Annotated in this window: 24 protein-coding genes; 9 read left to right on the top strand and 15 right to left on the bottom strand. The window is 70.9% G+C overall.

All coding sequences use genetic code 11. The features are described from left to right. Positions 1-13: 13 nt before the first annotated feature. Positions 14-1,102, bottom strand: coding sequence for a septum site-determining protein Ssd (gene ssd, locus FH610_RS09955; RefSeq protein ID WP_139574007.1), 1,089 nt, complete (start codon positions 1,100-1,102; stop codon positions 14-16). An 853-nt stretch (positions 1,103-1,955) separates the two neighbouring features. Continuing rightward, complete coding sequence (locus tag FH610_RS09950) at positions 1,956-2,732, bottom strand: Fic family protein (RefSeq protein ID WP_139574006.1); 777 nt, start codon at positions 2,730-2,732, stop codon at positions 1,956-1,958. A 261-nt stretch (positions 2,733-2,993) separates the two neighbouring features. On the opposite strand from FH610_RS09950, the gene acs reads away from it, so the two are divergent. From acs to FH610_RS09930, 4 genes are all read left to right on the top strand, one after another. After that, on the top strand, positions 2,994-4,970 hold the full coding sequence (acs, locus tag FH610_RS09945) for an acetate--CoA ligase (protein WP_139574005.1): 1,977 nt from the start codon (positions 2,994-2,996) through the stop codon (positions 4,968-4,970). A 251-nt stretch (positions 4,971-5,221) separates the two neighbouring features. After that, positions 5,222-5,725 (top strand): phage holin family protein, encoded by a 504-nt coding sequence (locus FH610_RS09940; protein WP_139574004.1) that lies wholly within the window; start codon positions 5,222-5,224, stop codon positions 5,723-5,725. Then, complete coding sequence (locus FH610_RS09935; RefSeq protein WP_139574003.1) at positions 5,715-6,635, top strand: alpha/beta fold hydrolase; 921 nt, start codon at positions 5,715-5,717, stop codon at positions 6,633-6,635. Before FH610_RS09940 ends, FH610_RS09935 begins: the two co-directional genes overlap by 11 nt. Positions 6,636-7,095: 460 nt before the next feature. Further along, entirely contained in the window at positions 7,096-7,482 is a 387-nt protein-coding gene (locus tag FH610_RS09930; protein ID WP_240808863.1) for a DUF309 domain-containing protein, read from the top strand. A 167-nt stretch (positions 7,483-7,649) separates the two neighbouring features. Here the strand turns inward: FH610_RS09930 and FH610_RS09925 are convergent, their stop codons facing one another. From FH610_RS09925 to nth, 6 genes are all read right to left on the bottom strand, one after another. Then, a complete protein-coding gene (locus FH610_RS09925; RefSeq protein ID WP_139574001.1) occupies positions 7,650-8,282 on the bottom strand; it encodes a response regulator in 633 nt (210 codons plus the stop codon). Further along, the gene (locus FH610_RS09920; RefSeq protein WP_139574000.1) at positions 8,279-9,382 is read right to left on the bottom strand and encodes a sensor histidine kinase; all 1,104 of its coding nucleotides are present in this window, start codon (positions 9,380-9,382) and stop codon (positions 8,279-8,281) included. The genes FH610_RS09925 and FH610_RS09920 overlap by 4 nt, the downstream gene beginning before the upstream one ends. Positions 9,383-9,385: 3 nt before the next feature. Beyond that, positions 9,386-9,580 carry a hypothetical protein gene (locus FH610_RS09915; RefSeq protein WP_139573999.1) on the bottom strand — a complete coding sequence of 65 codons (195 nt, stop codon included), beginning with the start codon at positions 9,578-9,580 and terminating at the stop codon, positions 9,386-9,388. 85 nt (positions 9,581-9,665) lie between these two features. Continuing rightward, positions 9,666-10,856: a MarP family serine protease gene (locus FH610_RS09910; RefSeq protein WP_139573998.1), complete on the bottom strand. Its 1,191-nt coding sequence runs from the start codon at positions 10,854-10,856 to the stop codon at positions 9,666-9,668. An 88-nt stretch (positions 10,857-10,944) separates the two neighbouring features. Next, positions 10,945-11,592, bottom strand: coding sequence for an NUDIX hydrolase (locus FH610_RS09905; protein ID WP_139573997.1), 648 nt, complete (start codon positions 11,590-11,592; stop codon positions 10,945-10,947). 92 nt (positions 11,593-11,684) lie between these two features. Then, the gene (nth, locus tag FH610_RS09900) at positions 11,685-12,422 is read right to left on the bottom strand and encodes an endonuclease III (RefSeq protein WP_139573996.1); all 738 of its coding nucleotides are present in this window, start codon (positions 12,420-12,422) and stop codon (positions 11,685-11,687) included. Positions 12,423-12,764: 342 nt separating this feature from the next. Between nth and FH610_RS09895 the strand changes: the two genes are divergently transcribed. Further along, a complete protein-coding gene (locus tag FH610_RS09895) occupies positions 12,765-13,445 on the top strand; it encodes a Crp/Fnr family transcriptional regulator (protein WP_030506761.1) in 681 nt (226 codons plus the stop codon). Between the two features lie 7 nt (positions 13,446-13,452). Here FH610_RS09895 and FH610_RS09890 read toward each other — a convergent pair whose 3' ends face one another. From FH610_RS09890 to FH610_RS09870, 5 genes are all read right to left on the bottom strand, one after another. Next, positions 13,453-14,274, bottom strand: a complete 822-nt coding sequence (locus FH610_RS09890) for an MBL fold metallo-hydrolase (RefSeq protein WP_420813668.1) — start codon at positions 14,272-14,274, stop codon at positions 13,453-13,455. Continuing rightward, complete coding sequence (locus FH610_RS09885) at positions 14,271-15,095, bottom strand: NUDIX hydrolase (protein WP_139573995.1); 825 nt, start codon at positions 15,093-15,095, stop codon at positions 14,271-14,273. Before FH610_RS09885 ends, FH610_RS09890 begins: the two co-directional genes overlap by 4 nt. A 92-nt stretch (positions 15,096-15,187) precedes the next feature. Continuing rightward, positions 15,188-15,649, bottom strand: coding sequence for a RidA family protein (locus FH610_RS09880; protein WP_139573994.1), 462 nt, complete (start codon positions 15,647-15,649; stop codon positions 15,188-15,190). Beyond that, a complete protein-coding gene (locus FH610_RS09875) occupies positions 15,649-15,801 on the bottom strand; it encodes a Sp36 family protein (protein ID WP_076440089.1) in 153 nt (50 codons plus the stop codon). Before FH610_RS09875 ends, FH610_RS09880 begins: the two co-directional genes overlap by 1 nt. A gap of 37 nt (positions 15,802-15,838) precedes the next feature. Next, entirely contained in the window at positions 15,839-16,762 is a 924-nt protein-coding gene (locus tag FH610_RS09870) for a slipin family protein (RefSeq protein WP_139573993.1), read from the bottom strand. Positions 16,763-16,992: 230 nt separating this feature from the next. Between FH610_RS09870 and bagA the strand changes: the two genes are divergently transcribed. Further along, positions 16,993-18,033, top strand: coding sequence for an ATPase BagA (gene bagA, locus FH610_RS09865; protein WP_139573992.1), 1,041 nt, complete (start codon positions 16,993-16,995; stop codon positions 18,031-18,033). 70 nt (positions 18,034-18,103) lie between these two features. Next, on the top strand, positions 18,104-19,216 hold the full coding sequence (bagB, locus tag FH610_RS09860) for an ATPase BagB (protein WP_139574140.1): 1,113 nt from the start codon (positions 18,104-18,106) through the stop codon (positions 19,214-19,216). Positions 19,217-19,264: 48 nt separating this feature from the next. Here bagB and FH610_RS09855 read toward each other — a convergent pair whose 3' ends face one another. Beyond that, a complete protein-coding gene (locus tag FH610_RS09855; protein WP_139573991.1) occupies positions 19,265-19,561 on the bottom strand; it encodes a WhiB family transcriptional regulator in 297 nt (98 codons plus the stop codon). Positions 19,562-19,927: 366 nt separating this feature from the next. On the opposite strand from FH610_RS09855, the gene FH610_RS09850 reads away from it, so the two are divergent. Continuing rightward, the gene (locus tag FH610_RS09850; RefSeq protein WP_338104526.1) at positions 19,928-22,063 is read left to right on the top strand and encodes a transglycosylase domain-containing protein; all 2,136 of its coding nucleotides are present in this window, start codon (positions 19,928-19,930) and stop codon (positions 22,061-22,063) included. 105 nt (positions 22,064-22,168) lie between these two features. On the opposite strand, the gene FH610_RS09845 is transcribed toward FH610_RS09850, so the two are convergent. Then, on the bottom strand, positions 22,169-22,624 hold the full coding sequence (locus FH610_RS09845; RefSeq protein WP_139573989.1) for a GatB/YqeY domain-containing protein: 456 nt from the start codon (positions 22,622-22,624) through the stop codon (positions 22,169-22,171). A gap of 80 nt (positions 22,625-22,704) precedes the next feature. Here FH610_RS09845 and FH610_RS09840 point away from each other — a divergent pair, with 80 nt between their 5' ends. Beyond that, positions 22,705-23,637: a metallophosphoesterase gene (locus tag FH610_RS09840; protein ID WP_139573988.1), complete on the top strand. Its 933-nt coding sequence runs from the start codon at positions 22,705-22,707 to the stop codon at positions 23,635-23,637. The last annotated feature ends 14 nt before the right edge of the window (positions 23,638-23,651 follow it).

Here is a 23,651-nt window from a genome sequence, read left to right as displayed (position 1 = left end):
GGTCCTTGGCGGGTCACGGGCCACCTGCCCCGGCGGACGGCCGGCCGGTCCTGCCGCCCTGGGAGAGCCCGCCCAGGAGGGACTCGAGCAGCTCACCGCAGAAGCGGCCCAGCGGGGAGCGGCGCAGCGGCGGCGGGTCTCCCCGATCCAGCGTCTCCACGAGTCCGCGCGTCTCCGGGAGCACACCCGCGCACGGGACCGACAGAGAGGCCGCGACGACCTCCGGATCGAGCGTCCCGGCACGCATCACCAGGCGCAGGTCACCGGTTCCCGGCCGGAGCAGCGTCACCGTCTGGGCCGCCGCGAGCGCTCCTCGCAGGTCCGCGGGTACGACGACGATCGTCGCGGCGGCCCTGGCGAGCGCCTCAGCCTCGCCTTCGCCGACGTGCCGGGGCAGGTCGACCACGACCAGGTCGCAGCCGCGCTGCGCGGCGTCGAGCACGACACGCATCGCCTCACGGGGGATGCGCACCGGCTCGCCGCGATGCGCCGACAACACCGTGAGCTCCCCGAAGGTGGGCAGCGCCTCCTGGAGGGCGGCGAAGCTCACCCTGCCTTCCCTCCCGACGACGTCGGGCCAGCGGGCGCCCAGCGCCTCCTCCTGACCGAGCAGCACGTCGATGCCGCCGCCGAGCGGGTCGGCGTCGACGAGGAGCGTGCGCAGCCCGCCACGGGACGCCGTCAGCGCCAGGGACGCCGCGAGGACGGTGGCACCGGCGCCGCCCTTGCCTCCCGCGACGCACAGGACCGTGCCGGCCCTGGTCGCGGGCTCGGCGGCGTCGCCGAACTCCTCCACGAGGAGCCGCTCGGCCTCGGGCAGTTCCAGCACGGTGTGCGCCCCGACCGCGACGCACCTGCGCCACATGTCGGGGTCGTCGGCGGTGCGCGTCACGACGACCACGTTCTGCCGAGGCGGCGGACCCGTGGCGGCCAGATCGTCGGCCAGGTCACTGCCGACCACGACCAGCGGAGCCCGAATCCAGTACGGCCGGGCGTGGGCCGCCGCGTGGGCCACGTCGAGTTCGACGCCTGCGGCGGCGGCGATGCGGAGCAGATCGTCGAGGAGTTCCTGATCGTCGGTTATGGCCAGTGGGCGTGGCATCGGTGTCTCCCTGTCGTCCCGGACGACTCGGTGTTCGGGAGGACCACCATGCGAGAGGCCGCGACCGGCGCGGGCGAGCGAACCGCGTTCTGTGGACGAAGCCCGGCCTGTGGACAAGACCGGGCGGTTCGGGTCGTCCCCTATTGGCCACAGGCAGGTTGATCAAAGAAAAAGGGCGACCCCCGCCGGGGGGGAGAGCGGGGGTCGCCTAGCGGTCCGGCTCTGGGGGGGTAGAGCCGGTCCCGTATTACAAGAAAGCTTTAAACAAGGGACCACGACATGGCAAGGGTTCCAACGTCATCAAGCCACGCACGCCGTTCCGTATGGAGAGACACACCGTATGCTGCCTGATCACGAGAGGTACGTCGAGAACCCTGTCCAATCTGAGTAAAATTTTTTCTCAGAGTCAGTGTGGCATGTCGACAGGCACGGTCGCAACGGGTACGGGCGACGGCCACGAGGAGTCACCGTTCCCCCTCTTCATGCCGACATACGGCACCAATGGGGACAGAGGTACAGGAATGACCCAGATGACTCGGTAAAGCTCTTGGACGTAGGGGTTTCCATCTCGGGGAAACGGACGTAAAAAGGGATTACGGACCTGCGGGTCCGTGTACGGCATCGGGTACCCACGCGCGACCAGCCGCGGGAGGCGTGTCGAGACGGGCTTGACCCGCTCCGACAAATTCAGGTGCACGCTTGGTAACCCGGTGACACGTACCGGCGACGGCGTTCCACACCAGGGACGCCGTCTGCTTTGTCCGCACCGGCGCCGCGCCTGGCGGCCCGGCACGGCTCCAGCGGACCGCCCCCGCCCGCACCTGCGCCGCGTACGGCGGCACGCAAGGGCGGCTCAGCGGGACATGGCCTCGCAGATCGCCGTCGTCTCGCGGACGCCGTGGACGACCGCCGAGGCGCAGTGCCTCACCCAGATCCCGACGCCCTCACTCGTGCCCTTGAGATACGCCCTGAGGCCCTCGGCGTACGCGTCGCCGAGGTCGGCGTGGCCCACCTCGACGGCGGCGAGCGACTTCGGATCGAGGCCGAGGTCGACCAGCGTGAGCCGCTCCGCGGCGCGGGCGACCAGGCCGTCGGCCACCCCGAACGGACGCAGCACCGCCAGCTCCGCGTGCACGATCGCGGCGAGCACGAGGGCGGGTGCCCCGGTGGAACCCGTGACCAGCCCGGCGAGGGCCGACATGCGGGCCGCGGTCTCCTCCGGTCCGGGCGCAGGGCCGAGCCCCAGCGGATCGGCGGTCGTGGGAGCGGTCCGGGGCCTGCCGGGGTCGGCGGTCATCCCGGCCGCCGCCAGCGCGTGCAGCCGGGCGAGGACCTGCCGCGGCGCCGAGCGCCACGTGGGGGCCAGCCGTCCGAGTTCGGCCGAGGCGCGCAGCGCGCCCTGCACGACGGGGTCGGTCACCTCGCCCATGCGCAGCGGCTCGATCGGCACGTCGACGCCCTCGATCGCGGCGGAGGCGCGCGCGCCACGCAGGGCCGACTCGGCCGACACCTCGGGACTGCGCCGGCGCAGCACCCGGTGCCGGTAGAGCCGGTCGACGGCCTCTCGGGCCTCCTGTACGGCCTCGGGCACGCCGGGCAGCCCGGCGATCACAGCCAGGGGATCGCTCACAGCCCCCGACCATACCCGCCGGTAGAAGGTCGTTCGCCGAAGAGGTACGGCCGTTCAGCGCACAAAGGCGACACCGGTCTCGGCCAGTTCCTCACCTATCGCTAAGTTGGCAGGTTATAGGCGGTAACCGGACAAAACGCCCCCACCCCGATTACTTGTACTTGACACCGCTCGCCTGGTGAAGTGGGACACGACATACCCCAGCTTGGCCGAGGCGGCCGAACGAGAGACAACCTTTTAGACGCTGTGAAGGAGTACGGAGTGGCCACCGAGACCCCCGGTCAGGAAGCCCAGGAGACGCTGTCGAACCTGCTGAGCGAGACGCGCCGGTTCGAGCCCCCGGCGGACCTGGCCTCGGCCGCGAACGTCACGGCGGACGCCTACGAGGAGGCCGCACAGGACCGGCTCGCCTTCTGGGAGCGCGCCGCGGAGCGGCTGACGTGGGCGGAGCGCTGGGACACCACGCTTGAGTGGGAGCCGCCCTTCGCCAAGTGGTTCGTCGGCGGCAAGCTGAACGTCGCCTACAACTGCGTCGACCGCCACGTGGAGGCCGGCCGGGGCGACAAGGTCGCCTACTACTGGGAGGGCGAGCCGGACGGCGACAGCCGGACGATCACCTACGCCGACCTGCAGAAGGAGGTCGCGAAGGCGGCCAACGCGCTGCAGGAGCTGGGAGTGCGCAAGGGCGACCGGGTCGCGGTCTACATGCCGATGATCCCCGAGCTGCCGATCACCCTGCTGGCCTGCGCCCGGATCGGCGCGATCCACTCGGTGGTCTTCGGCGGCTTCTCCGCCTCCGCCCTGAAGAGCCGCATCCACGACGCGGACGCGAAGGTCGTCGTCACCGCCGACGGCGGCTTCCGCCGCGGCGCGCCCAGCGCGCTGAAGCCGACGGTCGACGAGGCGGTCGCCGAGTGCCCCGGCGTCGAGCACGTCGTCGTCGTACGCAGGACCGGCCAGGACGTCGCGACCACGGAGCGGGACGTCTGGTGGCACGACCTCGTGGACCGCCAGCCCGCCGAGCACGAGCCGGTGCCGCACGACGCCGAGGACCCGCTGTACATCCTCTACACCAGCGGCACGACAGGGAAGCCGAAGGGCATCCTGCACACCACCGGCGGCTACCTCACCCAGGTCGCCTGGACCCACCACGCGGTCTTCGACCTCAAGCCCGACAGCGACATCTACTGGTGCACGGCCGACATCGGCTGGGTCACCGGGCACTCCTACATCGTGTACGGCCCGCTCGCCAACGGCGCGACCAGCGTGATCTACGAGGGCACCCCGGACACCCCGCACCGCGGCCGTTTCTGGGAGATCGTGCAGAAGTACAAGGTCACGATCCTCTACACCGCCCCCACCGCGATCCGTACGTTCATGAAGTGGGGCGACGACATCCCCGCGAAGTACGACATGTCGTCCCTTCGGGTGCTCGGCTCGGTCGGCGAGCCCATCAACCCCGAGGCGTACGTCTGGTATCGCGAGCACATCGGCGCCAACCGCTGCCCGGTGGTGGACACGTGGTGGCAGACGGAGACCGGCGGCATCATGATCAGCCCGCTTCCCGGCGTCACGGCCGCCAAGCCCGGCGCCGCCATGCAGCCGCTGCCGGGAATCTCCGCCGACGTGGTCGACGACCAGGGCAACTCGGTGCCGAACGGCGGCGGCGGCTTCCTCGTGGTCCGCGAGCCGTGGCCGTCCATGCTCCGGACCATCTGGGGCGACGACAAGCGCTACGTCGACACCTACTGGTCGCGGTTCGAGGGGATGTACTTCCCCGGCGACGGCGCCAAGCGCGACGAGGACGGCGACCTGTGGCTGCTCGGCCGGGTGGACGACGTCATGCTCGTCTCCGGGCACAACATCTCCACGACCGAGGTCGAGAGCGCGCTGGTCAGCCACCCGAAGGTGGCCGAGGCGGCCGTCGTGGGCGCCACCGACCCGCTGACCGGCCAGGCCATCGTGGCCTTCGTGATCCTGCGCGGCAGTGCGGAGGAGAGCGAGGACATCGCCGCCGAGCTGCGCGCCCACGTGGCCAAGACGCTCGGCCCGATCGCCAAGCCGCGGCAGATCCTGGTCGTGCCCGAGCTGCCCAAGACCCGCTCCGGCAAGATCATGCGCCGGCTGCTGCGCGACGTGGCGGAGAACCGGTCGCTCGGCGACGTCACCACGCTGACCGACAGCTCGGTCATGAACCTGATCGCGGAGAAGCTGCCCAGCGCCAAGAGCGACGACTGATCACGAGCCGCCTGATCTCGTGAGGAAGGCGTGGACGAACGGCGTCCACGCCTTCCGCGTCTCCGCACCGGCCACGGTCCGGCGCGACGAGGAGCGTACGGATCGCCTGAGCCGTCATATTCGGACCGTCTGCGGGCAGGTCTCCGCGTGTCGCGTCCTTCGAATCGGGTTATCCACAGGCAAGGGGCTTCAGTGCAGGTGCGCGGACGGGCACGAGATGATGTTTGATAGTCGCAGATAGGAGATCGCTCATGCCCGAGGACGAATCGCTCGGTGCGCTGGTCGCCCAGGCGAGCCATCACATCTCGACCCTCGTACGGTCGGAGATCGAGCTGGCGAAGGCCGAGCTCAAGTTCGACGCGAAGCGGGTCGGCATGGCCGCCGGGCTGTTCGGCGCCGCGGCCTTCATCGGGCACCTGTGCCTGATCCTGGCCTCGTTCGCGATCGCGTACGCCCTCGTGGCCGTGGGGCTGGCCACCTGGCTCGCGTTCACGATCGTCACGGTGTTCTACCTCCTGATGGCCGGGTTGCTGGTCCTCGTCGGCTACCGCCGGCTCAAGGGGCTGACCGGCATGAAGCGCACCAGGCGGAGCCTGCGCGGCCTGGCGGGCCCGGAGGAGGCGGAGGAGGAGCTGCCGGAGAGGATCCCGGCCCCCACCACGCCGCGGTCCGCGGCCCCGGCGCCGCCGCCGTACACGGGCCCGACCGCCGGGCAGGTGGGCGCCCACCGGGAGTCCGTGAGCGATGCCGGTTGACGAGACGCTGATCGAGCTCGACGGCCCCTGGACACACCGGGCGGTGCACGCGGGCGGTGTGCGGTTCCACGTGGCTGAGGCCGGGGACGGGCCGCTGGTCCTGCTGCTGCACGGGTTCCCCCAGTTCTGGTGGACCTGGCGACACCAGCTTCCGGCGCTGGCGGAGGCCGGTTACCGGGCCGTCGCCGTCGACCTGCGCGGTTACGGCACCAGCGACAAGCCGCCACGCGGCTATGACCTGCCCACGCTGGCCGTCGACGCGGCGGGCCTGGTGCGCGCGCTCGGCGAGACGAGCGCGATCGTGGTGGGCCATGACTGGGGCGGCCTGCTGGGCTGGACGATGAGCGTCCTCGACCCGAAGGTGGTGCGGCGGCTGGTGCCGGTGTCGGCGCCACATCCGCTGCGCATGCGCTCCGCGCTTTTCACCGACCCACTCGGGCAGCTCAAGGCCAGCCGCTACGCCCTGGGATACCAGCTCCCCTTCCTGCCGGAGCGGAAGCTGACCCGCAAGGGCGGCGCCGCGGTCGGCAGGCTGGTCGAGAGGTGGGCTGGGCCGCAGTGGCCCGGCGACGGCGTGACGCGGGTGTATCGGGAGGCGATGCGGCTCCCGACCGTGGCGCACTGCGCGCTGGAGTACTACCGCTGGTTCGCCCGGTCCCAGCTCCGCCCTGACGGCTTCCGCTACGCCCGCCAGATGCGCGCGGAGATCGAGGCGCCGACGCTGCAGCTGCACGGCGCGCTCGACCCGTGCATCCTGCCGCGGACCGCTCAGGGCTCCAGCAGGTTCGTGGCCGCGCCGTACCGGTGGCGGCTGATCGAGGGCGCCGGGCATTTCCCGCACGAGGAGCGCCCCGAGCAGTTCAACGCCGAGCTCATCGCCTGGCTCTCCGACCCCGAACCCGACCGCTGAACCCGCCGCTCAGCCCGACCGCTCAGCCCGACCGCTCAGCCCGACCGCTCAGCCCGGCCACTCAACCCGGCCACTCAACCCGGTCGCTCGACCTGACCGCCGAATCCGACCCCGAACCCGCGGCTGAACCCGGCTGCTGACCTGACGTCCGGCGCCTGGTGGGACGCGCCGTCGCCGGTCTCGCACACCTTGATCGTCCCCAGTGCGGCCGCCCCGGCTGCCGGATCGGTACCCGTGATCTTGTAGAAGATAGTAGAAATGTGCCCTGAAGTGGCTCAACTTCCTGGTTGATCTCCGGGGTGATCCGGGAGTCGCCGGGGTGCTTCGGCCGCTCAGAACCGCCCACGCGCCCTGCGGAGAGACCATGCGTGACCGTGACGAAGCGGGTCGCCCCCGCAATGCACGCCCTCGCGACGAGTACGGCAGGCCGCTCCCCAGAGGCACAGAGGGAGTGCCCCGGGTGCCGGACGACTACGCCCCCGCCGCCGAGGAGGCGCTGGAAGAGGCCAGGAACCTGCTCGCGGCGGGCCGGCCCTTCCACGCCCACGAGGTGCTTGAGGCCCGCTGGAAGACCGGCCCGGCCGAGGAACGCGAGTTGTGGCAGGGACTCGCCCAGATATGCGTCGGCCTGACGCACATCCAGCGCGGCAACCTCTCCGGCGCCGCCGCCCTGCTGACCCGCGGGTCCGCCAGGCTCGGCGCGTACGGCTCCACCCGGCCCTACAGGCTGGACCTGCGGGCCCTGGCCATCGAGGCCGACGCGGTCACGACCGCCATCGACGAGGGGAACGCGGACGCCGGCTCCGCCATCGCCGCCATCCTCGCCCGCCTGACCCCCGCGAAGTAGCGAGGCCGCCCGTCGGCGGCAGCGGTGACGCCGGGGTGCGGCGGCGGGGTGCGGCGGCGGGGTGCGGCAGCGGTGACGCCGGGGTGCGGCGGGCAGGGCTGCTGACCCATAAGGCTGCTGCGCATTGTGGAACCGGGCCCCGGCCGCGTGATGCGCGGGAGACGCACCTAGAGCAGCTTGTCGCGCGCGTAGGCGGCGGCCGCCGTACGGTTGCGGACGCCGATCTTGGCGAAGGCGTTGTTGATGTGCGTCTTCACGGTCGTCTCCGCGATGAAGAGGGCCGAGCCGATCTCCGCGTTGCTCAGCCCCCCGGCGACGAGCCGCAGCACCTCGACCTCCCGCACGGTCAGCCCGTCGGGACAGGCCGTGACCGGCGGCGGCGCGGCGCGGGACAGCGCGTCGACCAGCCGCCGGGACACCGCGGCCGAGAACGTCGACTGCCCGGCGGCGGCGGAGCGGAGGGCGGCGGCGATCTCGGCGCGTCCCGCGTCCTTGGTGAGGTAGCCGCAGGCCCCGGCCAGCAGGGCCGAGTCCACGGACCGGTCGTCGTCGTAGGTCGTCAGCACCACGACGGCCACCTCCGGGTGCTCACGGCTGATCCGCCGCGTGGCCTCGACGCCGTCCATCACGGGCATGCGCAGGTCCATGAGCACGACGTCGGGACGCAGCTCGGCCACCAGGCTCAGGGCCTCTTCTCCGTTCCCGGCGTCGCCCACCACCTCCACGTGGTCGACCAGGTCCAGCAGCGCCACCAGGCCCTCACGCATGAGCTGCTGGTCGTCCACGACCAGGACCCTCATTCCGGCACCTCCGCCCGCACCTCCCACAGGCCGCCCGCCGGTCCGGCGCTCAACGTCCCGCCCGCGAGCGCCAGCCGCTCACGCATGCCCTGCAGGCCGTGCCCGGACGACACCGCGCGTGCGGCCTCGCACGGGTTGCGCACCACCAGCCGGACGGCGCCCTCACCGTAGCCGAGCTCGACCGTCACGGGCTCGCCCGGAGCATGCCTCGCGGCGTTGGTCAGCGCCTCGCGCGCCGTACGCAGCAGGCAGACCTCCGCCGCCGGAGTGATCGGCCGCCGTGTGCCCGCCGTACACAGTTCGGCGGACACGTCGTGATCCCTGCGGTGCTCGGCGACCAGCAGGCTCAGCGCGTCGGGCAGCGGCGGCACGTCCTCCCGCAGGGCCGCCACCGCCGAGCGCGCCTCGGTCAGCCCCTCCCTGGCCAGAGCCCGCGACCTGCGGATGCGCGCCACCGCTCCCTCCACGTCGCCTCGCTCGGTGAGCAAGGCCTCGGCGACCTCCAGTTGCACCCCCAGGGCGCCGAGGGAGTGCGCGAGCACGTCGTGGAGCTCCCTGGCGATGCGGGCCCGCTCGTCGAGCGCCATGGCCCTGGCCCGGTCCTGCTGGGCCCGGCGGTACTGGCGCCGGTGCAAGGCGAAGAGCACGGTGCACAGCACGACCGCGGCGCGGACCACGATCGCCGATCGCGGCTGCTCCCACCACAGCATGCTGCCGGCCATGAGCGCCAGGTCGGTCACGGTGACCGCGACGATCGCTCCCATGCTCGGCGTCACGTGCGCCGCGAACAGCAGCAGCATCGCGAACACGAAGACCGTGGGCGCCGCCTCGGCCGATCCCGACACCGACGCGGCGATCGCCGAACCGGCCGCGAGGAGGGCCACGGCGACTCGCGAGAAGTATCGGTCGAGCAGGACGAAGGCCAGCCAGCACGCCATCGACGCGCAGAGCGCGGACCAGAACAGCGCGGGGGCGCGATCGGGCGACGCGGTCGCGAGCGACCAGGCGAGGACCAGGCTCATCAGCAGCCTGACCATGTGGCCGGTCTCGGGGTCGTCGGCCGCCAGCAGCCGCACGACCCGCCCCCACACCTCCCGCATCGCCTAGCGCGAATCCGTCAACGTCAGAATCATGTTCAACACGATAAGCCGGAAGGCCACGAAGCCGGCGATCACCAGCAGGGCCACGATCACGATCGCGAGCAGGAACTTGCCGTTCATCTTCCCCCCGTTGGCGTCCAGGAGCCGGTGCAGCAGGTCGAGCCAGATGCGGCCCGACCCTCCAGTGCGTTTGTCCATGCCGAGGACGGTAGGGACGGGGTGGGGTGGAGCGGCACCTCCGAAGGATGGAGAACGGGGTGGAGCCTCAGGAACCGGACACTCCCTAGTCGCAGTCCTGGGTGCCCACGCGGACGACGGCGCCGCTGCCGTCGTTGGCGTCGGGCATGACCTCCTCCGCAGTGAGGGCGTAGCCCGTCTCGGGCTGGTCCGTCGCGGCGGCGAAGATCACTCCGAACACCCGGCCGTCAGGGCTCAGCAGCGGCCCGCCCGAGTTGCCCGGCTGGACCTTGCCGCGGATGGCGTAGACCTCGCGCTCCACCCTGCGCTGGTTGTAGATGTCGTACGACTCGGCGCGCTGCTTGATCCTGATGCGCGCGGCGAGCGGCGTGAAGGGGTGCCCCTTCGGGTAACCGGCGATGATCGCGCTGTCGCCCTTGTCGGCGTTCATGTCGAAGCGCAGCGCGTTGATCGGGAGGCCCGGGACGAACAGGATCGCGATGTCTCGCTCGGGGTTGTACAGGACGACCCGGGCGTCGTACTGGTTGCCCTCGTAGTCGGTGACCCGCAACCCCTCGGTGACCCCGGCGACGACGTGGGCGTTGGTCATGATCCGCTGCCGCGCGTAGACGAACCCGGTCCCCTCGATGCGCTTGCGGCAGCTCGGGGCCGTGCCCTGCACCTTGACGATCGCCCTGCGGGCCCGGACGAGGGCGGGGCTGCCGTTGATCAGGCTCTGGTCCGGCGGGGGCACGTTCTGGCCGCCGATGGAGGTGATGACCTGCGGCCACTCCGATGTGCTGACAAAGTCCCTGAACGGCTTCTGCATGGCCCGCACGCCGTCCGGCATGGCCTCGTCGACCGTCTGCCACACGACGGATCCGTTGATCTGGTCCTTGACCAGCGGCTGGCCGAAGCTCATCGAGACCATCAGGGAGCCGAGCAGCCAGGCGATGGCCAGAACCGACAGACCGCTGGCGACCGAGCCGCCGAAGGCGTCGACCGCCTTGGCCGGCTCCCATGTGACGTGGCTGCGGGCCACCGCGCCGATCGTCGAGGACGCGAACTGCCCGATCGTCGCCGCCAGGAAGACGATGACGATGGCTAACAGGGCCCTCTCGATGTCGCCGCTGACGATCGCTCCGGCCAGAGGCGGCGCGATGAACAGCCCCAGGATGGCGCCGCCGATGAATCCGATGAAGCTGAAGGCCCCGATGATGAAGCCCTGCCGGTAACCGGATACCGCGAAGGCCACCACCAGGCCGATCAGGATGAGATCCAGAAGATCGCCGCGCACAGTTTCCACGGTATAGCCACGCCACTCGTCGTGTGCGGGCGTCTGCCGGGTCTCGTCGCCATACGCGGCGTACGAGCACCCCGGCGGCTCAGCCCCGCGCGGCCAGGTCGAGGACCTCTGGGGGAAGATCCTCGACCCGCGAGCGGTCCCAGGGACGCTCGAAACCGGCCGCGGTCAGCACGCCGTCGAGCACGCCGGCGGTGAACCCCCACACGAGCAGCCCGCGTACGCGGAACGCCACGGAGGGGACGATGCCGCGCGGATGGCGCAGCCGCAACCGGTTGGCCGGGTCCACCAGCTCCGCGACCGGGACCCGCTCGACGGTCTCGACCTCGTCGGGAGACGCGGCGTGCACGGCGCAGGGCGTGTGCCACCAGGCGAGCACGGGCGTCACCCGGTTGTCGCTGCGCCAGACGTAGAGCTCGGGCATGGTCCCGACGACCTCGACGCCCGAGGGGTCGAGCCCGGTCTCCTCCTGGGCCTCGCGCAGGGCCGCGCCGATCGGGCCGTCGTCGCCGGGATCGACGCCGCCACCGGGAAACGCGGGCTGGCCGGCGTGCACCCGGCCCTTCGAACTGCGCTGGATGAGCAGGATGTCGGGCCCTTCTGGCCCCTCGCCGAACAGCAACAACACCGCCGCCGAGCGGCCGGCGCCGTTCGCGGGCGGCCGCAACGCGGTGGGAACAGGGCTGTGCGCGGCCTTCGCGGCCAGCTCCGTCAACCAAGGGGGAGCCACGACCACCTCCACATCGTCACACCGAGCATGCTGGGGCCCAGGCGTGCCGTACAACCACGGGAGGACGCCCGAGCTTCCCGATCACTACATACTCACGAGAACGGACCCGGCCGCACCAGCGTGCGCGCCTCGTCCGCGTCTGTGGGGCCGGTGCCGTACGACGGGCAGAGCGCCGCGAGCGGGCACACGCCGCAGGCGGGCTTCCTGGCGTGGCAGATGCGCCGGCCGTGCCAGATCAGCCGATGCGACAGCATCGTCCACTCGGACTTGGGGATCAGCTCGCCGACCTCGTGCTCGATCTTCACGGGATCGGTCTCGGTCGTCCAGCCGAAGCGCCTCGTCAGCCGCTGGAAGTGCGTGTCGACGGTGATGCCGGGAACGTCGAAGGCGTTGCCGAGCACGACGTTCGCGGTCTTGCGGCCCACGCCCGGGAGCTTGACCAGCTCGGCCAGCTTGCCTGGAACCTCCCCCTTGTGGTGTTCGCACAGGGCCTGCGCCATCCCGATGATGCTGTTGGCCTTCGCCCGGAAGAACCCGGTCGACTTGATGATCTCCTCGAGCTCGGCGCGGTCGGCTCCGGCGTAGTCGGCCGCGGTGCGGTACTTCGCGAAGAGCACCGGAGTGACCATGTTGACCCTCTTGTCGGTGCACTGCGCCGACAGGATCGTGGCGACCAGCAGCTCCAGGGGGTTGCCGAAGTCGAGTTCGCAATGGGCGTCGGGGTAGGTCTCGGCCAGGATCCGGTTGATTCGCCGCGCCCGCCGCACGAGTCCCAGGCGGGTCTCGGCCTGGCGCTGACGCCGTCGGGGAGCGGCCGTGTTCGTCGCCATGCCGCAAGCGTAGGGCCTCGCGTCCTCGGCCCGCTCCCAGGTCATGGCTTGCCACACATGCCACATATCCAGCCTGTATTTGCCAATTTGTCCCTACGCTGCGCAATACACTGTGCCCGTAGGGGGACGACCGGCTGCCCGAGCCGGTCGAGCGCGCGATGGGCGTAAGGATAGGTTTCCGCCAAGATTGTGTTGTTTCGCCAGGCACCACGCACACGAGTGCGAGCCGGGAGCTACGCCCATGCGACGTAACGGGACACCCCGTAATGCGTCGCGGAAGGCGTGGGTCACAATGGCTAGCACGGAGCCGGCGACCGAGCGCGCCCGCAGCAAGGAGGCACCGTGAGCACCGAAGAAGTACTGAGCAAGGCGCCGCTGTTCTCCGCGCTCGACCGCGAGAGCGCCGCGGCTCTGCGTACGAGCATCACCGAGGTGGAGCTGCCCAAGGGCCGCACCCTCTTCAGTGAGAACGAGACGGGCGACCGGCTCTACGTGGTGCTCGAAGGCAAGATCAAGCTGGCGCGCACCGCTCCCGACGGCCGGGAGAACCTGCTGAGCGTGCTCGGGCCCGGCGAGATGTTCGGCGAGCTGTCGTTGTTCGACCCTCGCCCGCGTACGGCCTCGGCCATCGCGCTGACCGACGTACGGCTCGCCGGCCTGGGGCACGACGACCTGCGTCCGTGGCTGACCGGCCGGCCTGAAGTGGCGCTGCACCTGCTGCGCGCCCTGGCCCAGCGGCTGCGCCGCACCAACGACGTGCTCGCGGACCTCGTCTTCACCGACGTGCCCGGCCGCGTCGCCAAGCAGCTCCTCGACCTGGCCGACCGCTTCGGGCAGAAGACCGACGACGGCATCCGGGTGCACCACGACCTCACCCAGGAGGAGCTCGCCCAGCTCGTGGGCGCCTCGCGGGAGACCGTCAACAAGGCCCTGGCCGACTTCGCCCAGCGCGGCTGGCTGCGCATCGAGGCCAAGGCCGTGGTGATCATGGACAGGGAGCGGCTCTTCAACCGCTCCCGCTGAAGCGACGCTAGAGCGCCTTGAGGTAGTCGAGCTGGGCCGCCACCGACATCTCGGCGGCCGGCCACAATGACCGGTCCACGTCGGCGTACACCATCTCGACGATCTCGCGCGCGTCCCTGGCGCCCCTGCGGATCGCCTCGCGGATCTGGTCCAGCCGCTCGCGCCGGTGGGCGATGTACGCGTCGAGCACCCCGGAGGGATCGGGCAGGACGGGCCCGTGACCGGGCAGCAGCACCATGGCCTCCAGCATCTCGGCGCCCTGCCTGAGCCTGTCCAGGCTGCGCAGGTAGTCACCGAGGTCTCCGTCGGGGGCGATGACGGTCGTCCCCCGGCCGAGGATCGTGTCACCGGTCAGGATCGCCCGGTCGCCGGGCAGCCAGAAGCACAGCGAGTCGAACGAGTGCCCGGGCGTGCCGACGACCCGCACCTCCACGTCGCCCGCCGTCACCACGTCGCCGTCGGCCAGGCCCTCCTCGCCCAGGCGGAGGCGTGGGTCGAGCGCCCGCACCGGCGCGCCGAGCATCCGCGCGAGCGTCGCCGCGCCCTCGCTGTGGTCGGGGTGGCCGTGCGTGAGCAGGACGGCGGTCACCCGGCGGCCGTCCACCCGCTCGGCGACCCGCCGCAGGTGCGCCTCGTCGTCCGGACCGGGATCCACCACCAGTACGGCGTCCGCCCCGCCGACGATCCAGGTGTTGGTGCCGTCGAGGGTCATCGGCGACGGGTTGGGCGCCAGCACGTTCACGGCGCTCGCCGTGCCCGCGCCGTCAAGGCCGCCGGAGCCGTCGAGACCGTCGGCGCCGTCCGGTCCGGGGATGCGCAGGCCGCTCACTCGGCCGCCTTTCCTGTCTCGGGGATCATCAGCACCATCTGCCCGTCCACCTCGGCGGGCTCCGGCAGGACGGTCGTGATCGACCGGGGGCAGGCGAGCACGTCGCCGGCCGACTCGAACGCCGCCATCTCGGCCAGCGTCCGGAAGGTGGGCGGCAGCATGTGCGCCGTTCCCGCCCTCGCGGCGGCCAGCGCGTCGCGCGGCCGCATCCAGGCCACCCCGGACGCCTCCCCGCCCACGTCCCGCGTACGCTGCCCGGGGGGCAGAGCCGCCACGAAGAAGCGGGTGTCGAAGCGCCGGGGCTCCACCACCGGGGTGATCCAGTGCGCCCACGCCTTGAGCAGGTCGGACCTGAGCACGAGACCGCGCCGGTCGAGGAACTCGGCGAACGACAGCGTGCGCGCGATCAGCGCGAGGCGGTCGGCCTCCCAGTCCGGGCCCGTCGTGTCCGTCACCACCGTGTCCGCGCCCGGCCCGGCCAGGAGCACGCCCGACTCCTCGAACGTCTCGCGTACGGCGGCGCAGACGAGGCCCCGGGCCGTGCTCTCGTCGGCCCGGAAGACCTCGCCCCACGCGGCGGGCGGCGGGCCCGCCCAGGCCACGGTGTGGTCGGCGTCCCGCGGGTCGACCGATCCGCCGGGGAACACGTAGGCGCCGGCGGCGAAGGCCATCGTGGCCCTGCGCCTGAGGAGGTACACCTCCAGGGGGTCGTCACGCAGCAGCACCACCGTGGCCGCGTCCCTGGCGGGGACGGGAGCCAGGCGGCCGGCGAGGATCTCCCGCGCCCGCTCGCCGACCTCGCCGGGCAGCGGAAACCCCATGAGGCCCTCCAGAACAAGGATCGGGTCAACCGGCCCCATGCTCCCCCACGCGTTCGCGGAACCGCAAACCCCGGTTCCGGCCGGCCGGACGGTCAGCGGACCTCCGCGATGACCTCCACCTCGACCGGGGCGTCGAGCGGGAGGACCGCCACGCCGACCGCGCTCCTCGCGTGCTTGCCCGCCTCGCCGAACACCTCGCCGAGCAGCTCGCTGGCGCCGTTGACGACCTGCGGCTGCCCGGTGAAGCCGGGAGCGCTCGCGACGAACCCGACCACCTTCACGATCCGCACGACCTGCGACAGGTCGCCCACCAGCGCCTTGATCGCCGCCAGGGCGTTGACCGCGCAGATGCGCGCCTGTTCCTTGGCCTCCTCGGCCGACACCTCCGCGCCGACCTTGCCGGTGACGGCCAGCTCGCCCTTCACGAGCGGAAGCTGGCCGGAGGTGTAGACGTGGTCGCCCGTCCGTACGGCGGGCACGTACGCGGCCAGCGGGGGCACGACCTCGGGCAACGCGAGCCCGAGCTCGGCGAGCCGCTCCTCCGGGGTGGCCATCACTTCGGCCGCTTCATGTAGGCGACCAGCTGCTCGGGGTTGGGCCCCGGGATGACCGAGACGAGCTCCCACCCGTCTTCGCCCCAGTTGTCCAGAATCTGCTTCGTAGCGTGCGTGAGCAACGGCACGGTGACGTATTCCCACTTGGTCATGGGCAAAGGCTATCGAGGCACGGCAGGCCGGGGATGCTCAGGAACGCGGTTCCGGCCGAGGGGCGCGGTCGGACACGTCGAACGGCGTGCCGGGCAGGTCGGCCGGGGCGTCGATGGCGGGCAGTTCCTCCAGCTCCTCCTCCACCGGCACGGGCTCCCCCACCTCGGCCTTCTGCCCGGCGGCGGGCGTCTCGGCCGCGGGGGCCATCTTGTCGAAGAAACGCAGCAGCTCGACCGGCAGCGGCATGACCAGCGTGCTGTTCTTCTCCGCCGCGACCTCCACCACGGTCTGCAGCATGCGCAGTTGCAGGGCCGCCGGGTCGGAGGACATCTGCCGCGCGGCGGCGGCCAGCCGCTTGGACGCCTGGAACTCGCCGTCGGCCGTGATGATCCGCGCGCGCCGCTCCCGCTCGGCCTCCGCCTGCCGCGACATCGACCTCTTCATGCCCTCGGGCAGCGCCACGTCCTTGATCTCGACCCGCTCGATCCGGATGCCCCACGGCCCCTCGGTCGGCTCGTCGATGACGGCTTTGAGCTGGGCGTTCAGCGCGTCCCTGTCCGACAGCAACTGGTCCAGCTCCGACTGGCCGATCACCGACCGCAGCGACGTCTGCGCCACCTGGGAGACCGCGAAGAGGTAGTTCTGGACGTTCACGACGGCCTTGATCGGATCGATCACCCGGAAGTAGACCACCGCGTCGACGCGGACGGACACGTTGTCCCTGGTGATGCCCTCCTGCGCGGGCACTCCCATCGTGACGATCTGCATGTTCACTTTTTGCATGCGGTCGACGATCGGGACGATCAGGTGCAATCCGGGGCCCCGCACCTCCTGCTGGATGCGGCCGAGCCGGAACACGATCCCGGTCTCGTACTGCTGGACGATCCGCACGCCCCGGGCCACCGCGACGAGCAGGGCAAAGCCCAGGACCACGACCAGCGTCAACAGCACCGACTCCACGGCCGGCACCTCCTTCGTCGACCGGATGGGGGCAAGCGCCCCATTGGCGAACCCTTACCCAATCGACGCGCAAGCCGTACCTCGGGTTCCGGCTCTGGACGACCGCCGCGAATCGGCAGGTAACCCTTGGGTAGCCTTCCTCACGTGGGCGAGTGGAGCAGGCACGCCGACGGGAACCACCGCGCGACGACCCGCGCACGCGATCTCGCCGGCCGTCCGGAGGAGGCACGGTGAGTCAGCCGACCAGCAGTCGCGGCGGGAGCAACGGGGAGGCCCGTGACACCGACTGGGACGGCGTGCGCCTGCACATAGTGAGCGGCAAGGGCGGCACCGGGAAGACGACGGTCGCCGCCGCGCTCGCGCTGGCCCTGGCGGCGGGCGGGCGCAAGGTGCTGCTCGTCGAGGTCGAGGGACGGCAGGGCATCGCCCAGGCGTTCGACCTGCCGCCGCTGCCGTACGAGGAGCGCAAGATCGCCGTGGCGCCCGGCGGCGGGGACGTGTACGCGCTGGCCGTCGACCCAGAAGAGGCCATGCTCGAATATCTCGAGATGTTCTACGGCATCAAGCGCGTGGGCAAGGCGCTGACCCGCATGGGCGTGGTCGACTTCGCCACGACCATCGCCCCCGGCCTGCGGGACGTCCTGGTCACCGGCAAGACCAGCGAGGCCGTACGGCGCCGCGACAAGCTGGGCCGGAGGGTGTACGACGCGATCGTCATGGACGCGCCCCCGACCGGCAGGCTCGCCCGCTTCCTGAACGTGACGCAGGAGGTCGCCGGGCTGGCCCGGGTCGGGCCCATCAAGAACCACGCCGACCTGGTGCGGGGCGTCCTCGCCTCCCCGGAGACGGCGGTCCACTTCGTGACGCTGCTTGAGGAGATGCCCGTCCAGGAGACGCTGGACGGCATCGAGGAGCTGCGCACGACCGGCCTGCCGGTGGGCGGCGTGTTCGTCAACATGGTGCGCCCCGCCGGGCTGCCCGAGGGCGTGCTCGAAGCGGCCGGCCGGGGGCGGTTCGACTCCGCCGAGCTCGCGCTCGGCCTCAAGGCGGCCGGGCTGACGGACGCCACGGCCAACGCCTCCGCCGTCGCCGAGGCGCTCGCCCGTGAGGTGACCGAGCACGCCCTGCGGACCGAGCTGGAAAAGCGCGAGCGCGTCGCACTGGAGGAGGCCGGCGTGCCGCGGTACGACCTGCCGCTGCTGCCCGACGGCGCCGACCTGGCCGGGCTCTACGAGCTGGCCGACGCGCTGCGGGCCCAGTGTGTCGCGTGAACTGTGCGCGGCGTGACTTTCTGATCGAGTGAAAGGCTGAATTGTGACGAGGACGGCGCCCGCGCTGGACATGGACGCGATCTTGGATGATCCGGACACCCGGATCATCGTGTGCTGCGGCTCGGGCGGTGTCGGCAAGACCACGACGGCCGCGGCTCTCGGGCTGCGCGCCGCCGAGCGGGGCCGCTCGGTGGTCGTCCTGACCGTGGACCCCGCCAGGCGGCTGGCCCAGGCCATGGGCCTGACCGAGCTCGACAACACCCCCAGGCGCGTACACGGTGTGGACGGCGCCGGAGAGGCCGGCGGCGAGCTGCACGCGATGATGCTCGACATGAAGCGGACCTTCGACGAGATCATCGAGGCCCACGCCGATCCCGAGCGCGCCCAGCAGATCCTGACGAACCCCTTCTACCAGTCGTTGTCGTCCAGCTTCTCCGGCACGCAGGAGTACATGGCCATGGAGAAGCTGGGCCAGTTGCGCCGCTCGAACGAGTGGGACCTGATCGTGGTGGACACCCCGCCGTCACGGTCGGCGCTCGACTTCCTCGACGCCCCCGAGCGCCTCGGCCGGTTCCTCGACGGAAGGCTGATCCGCATCCTCACGGCCCCGGCCAAGGCCGGCGGGCGCAGCGCGTTCAAGCTGCTCAACGCCGGCTTCGGGATGGTCGCGGGCATCCTGACCAAGGTGATCGGGGCCCAGGTGCTCCGGGACATCCAGATGTTCGTCACCGCGCTCGACGCGGTTTTCGGCGGTTTCCGCCAGCGCGCCGAGCAGACGTACCGGCTGCTGCAGGCCCCCGGCACGGCGTTCGTCGTCGTCGCCGCGCCGGAGCGCGACGCGATGCGCGAGGCGTCCTACTTCGTCGAGCGGCTGGCCGACGAGCGCATGCCGCTGGCCGGGCTCGTCGTCAACCGCGTGCACCGGCCGCTGGCGCCGTCGTTGTCGGCGGCGCGCAGCTCCGCCGCCGCCGAGGACCTGGACGCCAGGGGTGAGCACGAGCTCACCGCGGCCGTGCTGCGGTTGCACGCCGGAAGGATGCAGCTCGCCTCCCGGGAGCAGCGCCAGCAGGAGCACTTCACCTCGGCCCATCCGACGGTGCCCATCGCGCAGGTGCCCGCGATGCCCGAGGACGTGCACGATCTGGCGGGACTGCGCCAGATCGGGCAACTCCTCGCGTCCTGAAGACGTGACGTCCGGCGTCCCGCTTCGCCGCGGGACGCCGCGCCGGGCTCAGCCGGCGATCAACTCGTTGGTCCGCTCGTACTCTTCCTTGGCGCACTCCAGCAGGTCGCGCCAGGACTCCACATCCGGCCTGCGCCTGAGCAGCGCGCGCCGTTCCCTCTCCGTCATCCCGCCCCACACCCCGAACTCGATGCGGTTGTCGAGCGCATCGGCGAGGCATTCGGTACGGACGGGGCATCCACGGCAGATGAGCTTGGCCCGGTTCTGGGCGGCGCCTTGCACGAAGAGTGCGTCAGGATCCGCACCTCGGCAGGCGGCACGGGAGGTCCAATCCGTGATCCACATGTTCGACCCCACTCCCCTTAGGTGGTCAGTCGTCGTTTCGGCCGACGGGCGCGGGCGTCGGGCCTCCTGGTTGCAGTAGCCGCAGAGGAGAAAGTACGCAACGAAACGATCGAACCGACATACCCCGGGGGGACCAAATTCGTGCATGGTCATGTCAGGCCATGTGGCCGGGAATGACTAGTCCCCCCCGCCGGGGGGTAATGCGGACCTGTGAGGTCGATGCCGGGAGAGTCACCAAACGGACGTACCCTTGGATCCGTGCAAGCACACGGCAAAACTCTGGCATCCCGGACAGGTGCGGGCCTGCGCCTCATCGGCGCCGCGGGCGTCGCGGGAGTGCTTGCGGCGGCCATTGCACTACCCGCCGTGGGCGGGGCCGGCGTGACGGTCAAGTCGAGCATCGACACCCTGAGCCTCAAGCCGGCGAAGCTCGACGAACCGCCGCTGCCCGAGAAGACGGTCCTGCTCGACGCGGACGGCAAGCAGATCGCCCAGTTCTACTTCGAGAACCGGGAATCGGTCCCGATGGACCGTATCGCGCCGATCATGCGCAAGGCGATCGTGGCGATCGAGGACTTCCGCTTCTACGAGCACGGCCCGCTCGACGTCGAGGGCACCACCCGCGCCCTGGTCAGGAACATCACCACGGGCGGGGTGACCCAGGGCGGCTCGTCCATCACCCAGCAGTACGTGAAGCAGGTCCTGTACAACAAGGCGGAGACCGACGAGGAGAAGGCCGCCGCCGTCGCGCCGACCGTGGGGCGCAAGCTCAACGAGATCCGCTACGCGATGGGGATCGAGCAGAAGTACAGCAAGGACGAGATCCTCAACCGTTATCTCAACATCGCCTACTTCGGCGCCAGCGCGTACGGCATCGAGGCGGCGTCCAAGCGCTTTTTCGGCAAGCACGCCTCCGAGCTGAGCCTGAGCGAGGCCGCCACCCTCGCGGGAGCCGTCCAGGACCCGAACGCCACCGACCCCAACCGGGGCAAGGAGTTCCGTGACCGGCTGCTGGCCCGGCGCAACGTCGTGCTCGACCGCATGGCCGAGCTGAAGATCATCACCGAGGCCGATCGCGACGCGGCCAAGAAGAAGAAGCTGGGGTGGAAGGACAAGGAGATCCCCGGCGGCTGCGAGGAGAGCGACTACCCGTACTTCTGTCTGTACGTGCGCAACGAGATCCTCAACGACACGCAGTTCGGCAAGACGCAGAAGGCCCGGCAGGACTTCCTGGCCCGCGGCGGCCTGACGATCAGGACCACGCTGAGCCGGAAGATGCAGAAGTCGGCGGAGAAGGCCATCAAGAAGTACGTCTTCCCGAGCGACAAGCCGGTCGCCTCCGAGGCACTCGTCGAGCCCGGCACGGGAGCCATCAAGGCGATGGCCTCCAGCCGGAAGTTCGGCACCAGCAAGAAGAAGAACGAGATGTCGATCAACGTCGTCGCGGACGGCCTGCACGGCGGCGGCACGGGCTTCCAGGCCGGATCGACCTTCAAGATGTTCACGCTGGTGACGGCGCTGAAGGAAGGCTACAAGTTCAACGACGGCTTCAACGTCGGCAGCACCTACACGGCGCCCAGCTACTCCGCGTTCAAGGACTGCAAGGGCAACTCCGTGGGCGACATCAAGACCCCGCTGCACAACGCGGAGGGCCACGGAGGGTTCCTGACCCTGCAGACCGGCACCTGGGGCTCGGTGAACACCTTCTTCCTCACGCTTGAGCAGAAGGTCGGCCTCTGCGACGTCGTGAAGACCGCCAAGGACTTCGGCATCAAGCGCGCCGACGGCGGCAAACTCCAGGAGTTCGAGCCGTTCACGCTCGGTTTCAACGAGATGGACCCGGTCACCGTCGCCACGGCGTACGCGACGCTGGGCGCCCGCGGCAAGTACTGCGCGCCGATGGCCATCACCGAGATCACCGACCGCTTCAACAAGGTCACCTCGTTCAAGCCCAAGTGCAAGCAGGCCGTCGAGGCCGAGGTCGCCGACGCGGCCACGAGCATCCTGTCGGGCGTGTTCACCAAGGGCACCATGTCCGGTGTCGGCGGCATCGGCAGGGACGCGGCCGGCAAGACCGGTACGGGCGACGTCTCCCGCACCGTCTGGTTCGCCGGTTTCACCCCCGACCTGGCGGGTGCGGTCAGCCTCGGCGACCCGCGCGGCCCGGTCCGCTACCCGCTGAGCAACCGCGTCATTGGCGGCCGGTCGTACGGCTCGGTCTTCGGCGCCAGCATCCCGGGCCCGATCTGGAAGGCGACCTTCCTGTCGGCGCTCAAGGACGTCGACGCCTCGTCGTTCGTCAAGCCGGACATGTCGAGGTTCGGCGGCTGCGCCCACCAGTGCGCTCCCCCGCCCAAGCCGAAGTCCGACCGGGGCGGCGGCGACGGTCCGGGTGGCGACGGTCGCGGCAACGGCCATGGCGGCGGTCCCGGCAACGGCCGTGGCGGTGGCAACGGCGGTGGCCCCGGTGGCGGCGACTCGCCCTTCGACCCGTTCGGGTGATCCTTCTCCCGATGGGCCGCTCCTCTCGCCGAGGAGCGGCCCATCGGCGTTTCCGGCCTCGTTCGTCAGGCTGAGTGCCCGGTCTCGGCCGGGCGCCCGCGGCCGTCAGGCGGACAGGCGGGCGCGTACGGCCTGGGCGACCCGGCCGCCCTCGGCGCGGCCCGCGACCTTCGGGTTCAGGATCTTCATGACCTGGCCCATGGCCTTGGGGCCCTGCGCGCCGCTCTCGGCGATCGCCTCGTCGACGAGCGCGTTCAGCTCGTCGTCGCCCAACTGGGCGGGGAGGTACTCCTCCAGGACCGCCTGCTCGTCCAGCTCCGCCTGGGCCTGCTCGGCCCGCCCGGCGCCGGCGAACGCCTCGGAGGCCTCCCGGCGCTTCTTGGCCTCGCGGGTCAGCACCTTGATCACCTCGTCGTCGGAGAGCTCGCGGGCCTCCTTGCCGGCGACCTCCTCGACGTTGACGGCGGCCAGAGCCATCCGGATGGTCCGGAGCCTTACCTCGTCACGGGCCTTCATCGAGGCCGCGAGGTCGGCCTTCAGCTTGTCCTTCAACGCACTCATGCGTCCATCTTGCCGTGCCCGGGCTCCCGTCTTCGCCAGGTTATGCGGGAGGCGGGCCGTACGTCGGGCATCATGGCTGTGTGAGGAAAGCAGCCGCGATTCCCCTGTCCATCCTCGGCCTCGGCGTGGCCGGTGTCGGCTACGCCTCGGTGATCGAGCGAAACTGGTTCCGGCTGCGCCGGTTCGACGTCCCCGTCCTGGCTCCTGGCCAGCGGCCGGTCCGGATCCTGCAGATCTCCGACCTGCACCTCACGCCCCGGCGCCACCGGCTGATCAACTGGGTGCGTTCGCTGGCCTCCCTCGACCCCGACCTCGTCGTGAACACCGGCGACACGCTGGCGCACCCCGACGCGGTCGAGTCGTACATGTACGCCGTGGAACCGCTGCTCGACCGGCCGGGTCTGTTCGTCTACGGCTCCAACGACCTCTACGCCCCCCGGCCGAAGAACCCCGCCCGCTATTTGTGGCGTACGTCCAAGGGAGACTCCCGGCAGCACGTGCCAACGCTGCCGTGGGCCGAGCTGGGCGCCGCGATGCGGGAGGCCGGCTGGCTGGACATGAACAACGCGACGGCCCGCCTCAAGGTGGCCGACCTCGACGTCCACGTGGGCGGCATCCACGACTCCCACATCGACCGGGACCGGTACGACGAGATCGAAGGCCAGACTCCCGTGGACGCCGACCTACGGCTCGGCGTCATGCACTCGCCCGAGCCGCGCAATATGTCGCGGTTCGCCCAGGACGGGTATCAATTGCTGCTGGCCGGGCACACCCACGGCGGACAGCTGTGCATTCCGTTCTACGGTGCCCTGGTGACCAACTGCGGCATCGACCGCGCCCGCGTCAAGGGGCTGAGCAGGCACGAGAGCTCCTGGCTGCATGTCTCGGCCGGACTCGGCACCTCGCCGTACGCGCCCGCGCGCTTCGCCTGCCCGCCCGAGGCGACCCTGCTGACGCTCGTCCCCCGCCGCCCCGTCGTGCCGGATGACACAAGCAGCCGCAAAGTCCGCTAGACTTGCCGAGGCGC

The sequence above is a fragment of the Microbispora catharanthi genome, from assembly GCF_006334915.2.
GTDB lineage: Bacteria > Actinomycetota > Actinomycetes > Streptosporangiales > Streptosporangiaceae > Microbispora > Microbispora catharanthi.
This window is presented reverse-complemented; position numbering and strand designations above follow the sequence as displayed.

What these genes read in the sequence shown, in the direction of transcription:
- FH610_RS09845 (WP_139573989.1), bottom strand. Translation starts at nt 22,624, where the DNA reads ATGAGTGCGTTGAAGGACAAGCTGAAGGCCGACCTCGCGGCCTCGATG.
- FH610_RS09855 (WP_139573991.1), bottom strand. Translation starts at nt 19,561, where the DNA reads ATGTGGATCACGGATTGGACCTCCCGTGCCGCCTGCCGAGGTGCGGAT.
- bagB (WP_139574140.1), top strand. Translation starts at nt 18,104, where the DNA reads ATGGACGCGATCTTGGATGATCCGGACACCCGGATCATCGTGTGCTGC.
- FH610_RS09925 (WP_139574001.1), bottom strand. Translation starts at nt 8,282, where the DNA reads ATGAGGGTCCTGGTCGTGGACGACCAGCAGCTCATGCGTGAGGGCCTG.
- ssd (WP_139574007.1), bottom strand. Translation starts at nt 1,102, where the DNA reads ATGCCACGCCCACTGGCCATAACCGACGATCAGGAACTCCTCGACGAT.
- FH610_RS09880 (WP_139573994.1), bottom strand. Translation starts at nt 15,649, where the DNA reads ATGGCCACCCCGGAGGAGCGGCTCGCCGAGCTCGGGCTCGCGTTGCCC.
- FH610_RS09875 (WP_076440089.1), bottom strand. Translation starts at nt 15,801, where the DNA reads ATGACCAAGTGGGAATACGTCACCGTGCCGTTGCTCACGCACGCTACG.
- FH610_RS09915 (WP_139573999.1), bottom strand. Translation starts at nt 9,580, where the DNA reads ATGGACAAACGCACTGGAGGGTCGGGCCGCATCTGGCTCGACCTGCTG.
- FH610_RS09935 (WP_139574003.1), top strand. Translation starts at nt 5,715, where the DNA reads ATGCCGGTTGACGAGACGCTGATCGAGCTCGACGGCCCCTGGACACAC.
- FH610_RS09920 (WP_139574000.1), bottom strand. Translation starts at nt 9,382, where the DNA reads ATGCGGGAGGTGTGGGGGCGGGTCGTGCGGCTGCTGGCGGCCGACGAC.
- FH610_RS09885 (WP_139573995.1), bottom strand. Translation starts at nt 15,095, where the DNA reads ATGGGGTTTCCGCTGCCCGGCGAGGTCGGCGAGCGGGCGCGGGAGATC.
- nth (WP_139573996.1), bottom strand. Translation starts at nt 12,422, where the DNA reads ATGGCGACGAACACGGCCGCTCCCCGACGGCGTCAGCGCCAGGCCGAG.
- FH610_RS09940 (WP_139574004.1), top strand. Translation starts at nt 5,222, where the DNA reads ATGCCCGAGGACGAATCGCTCGGTGCGCTGGTCGCCCAGGCGAGCCAT.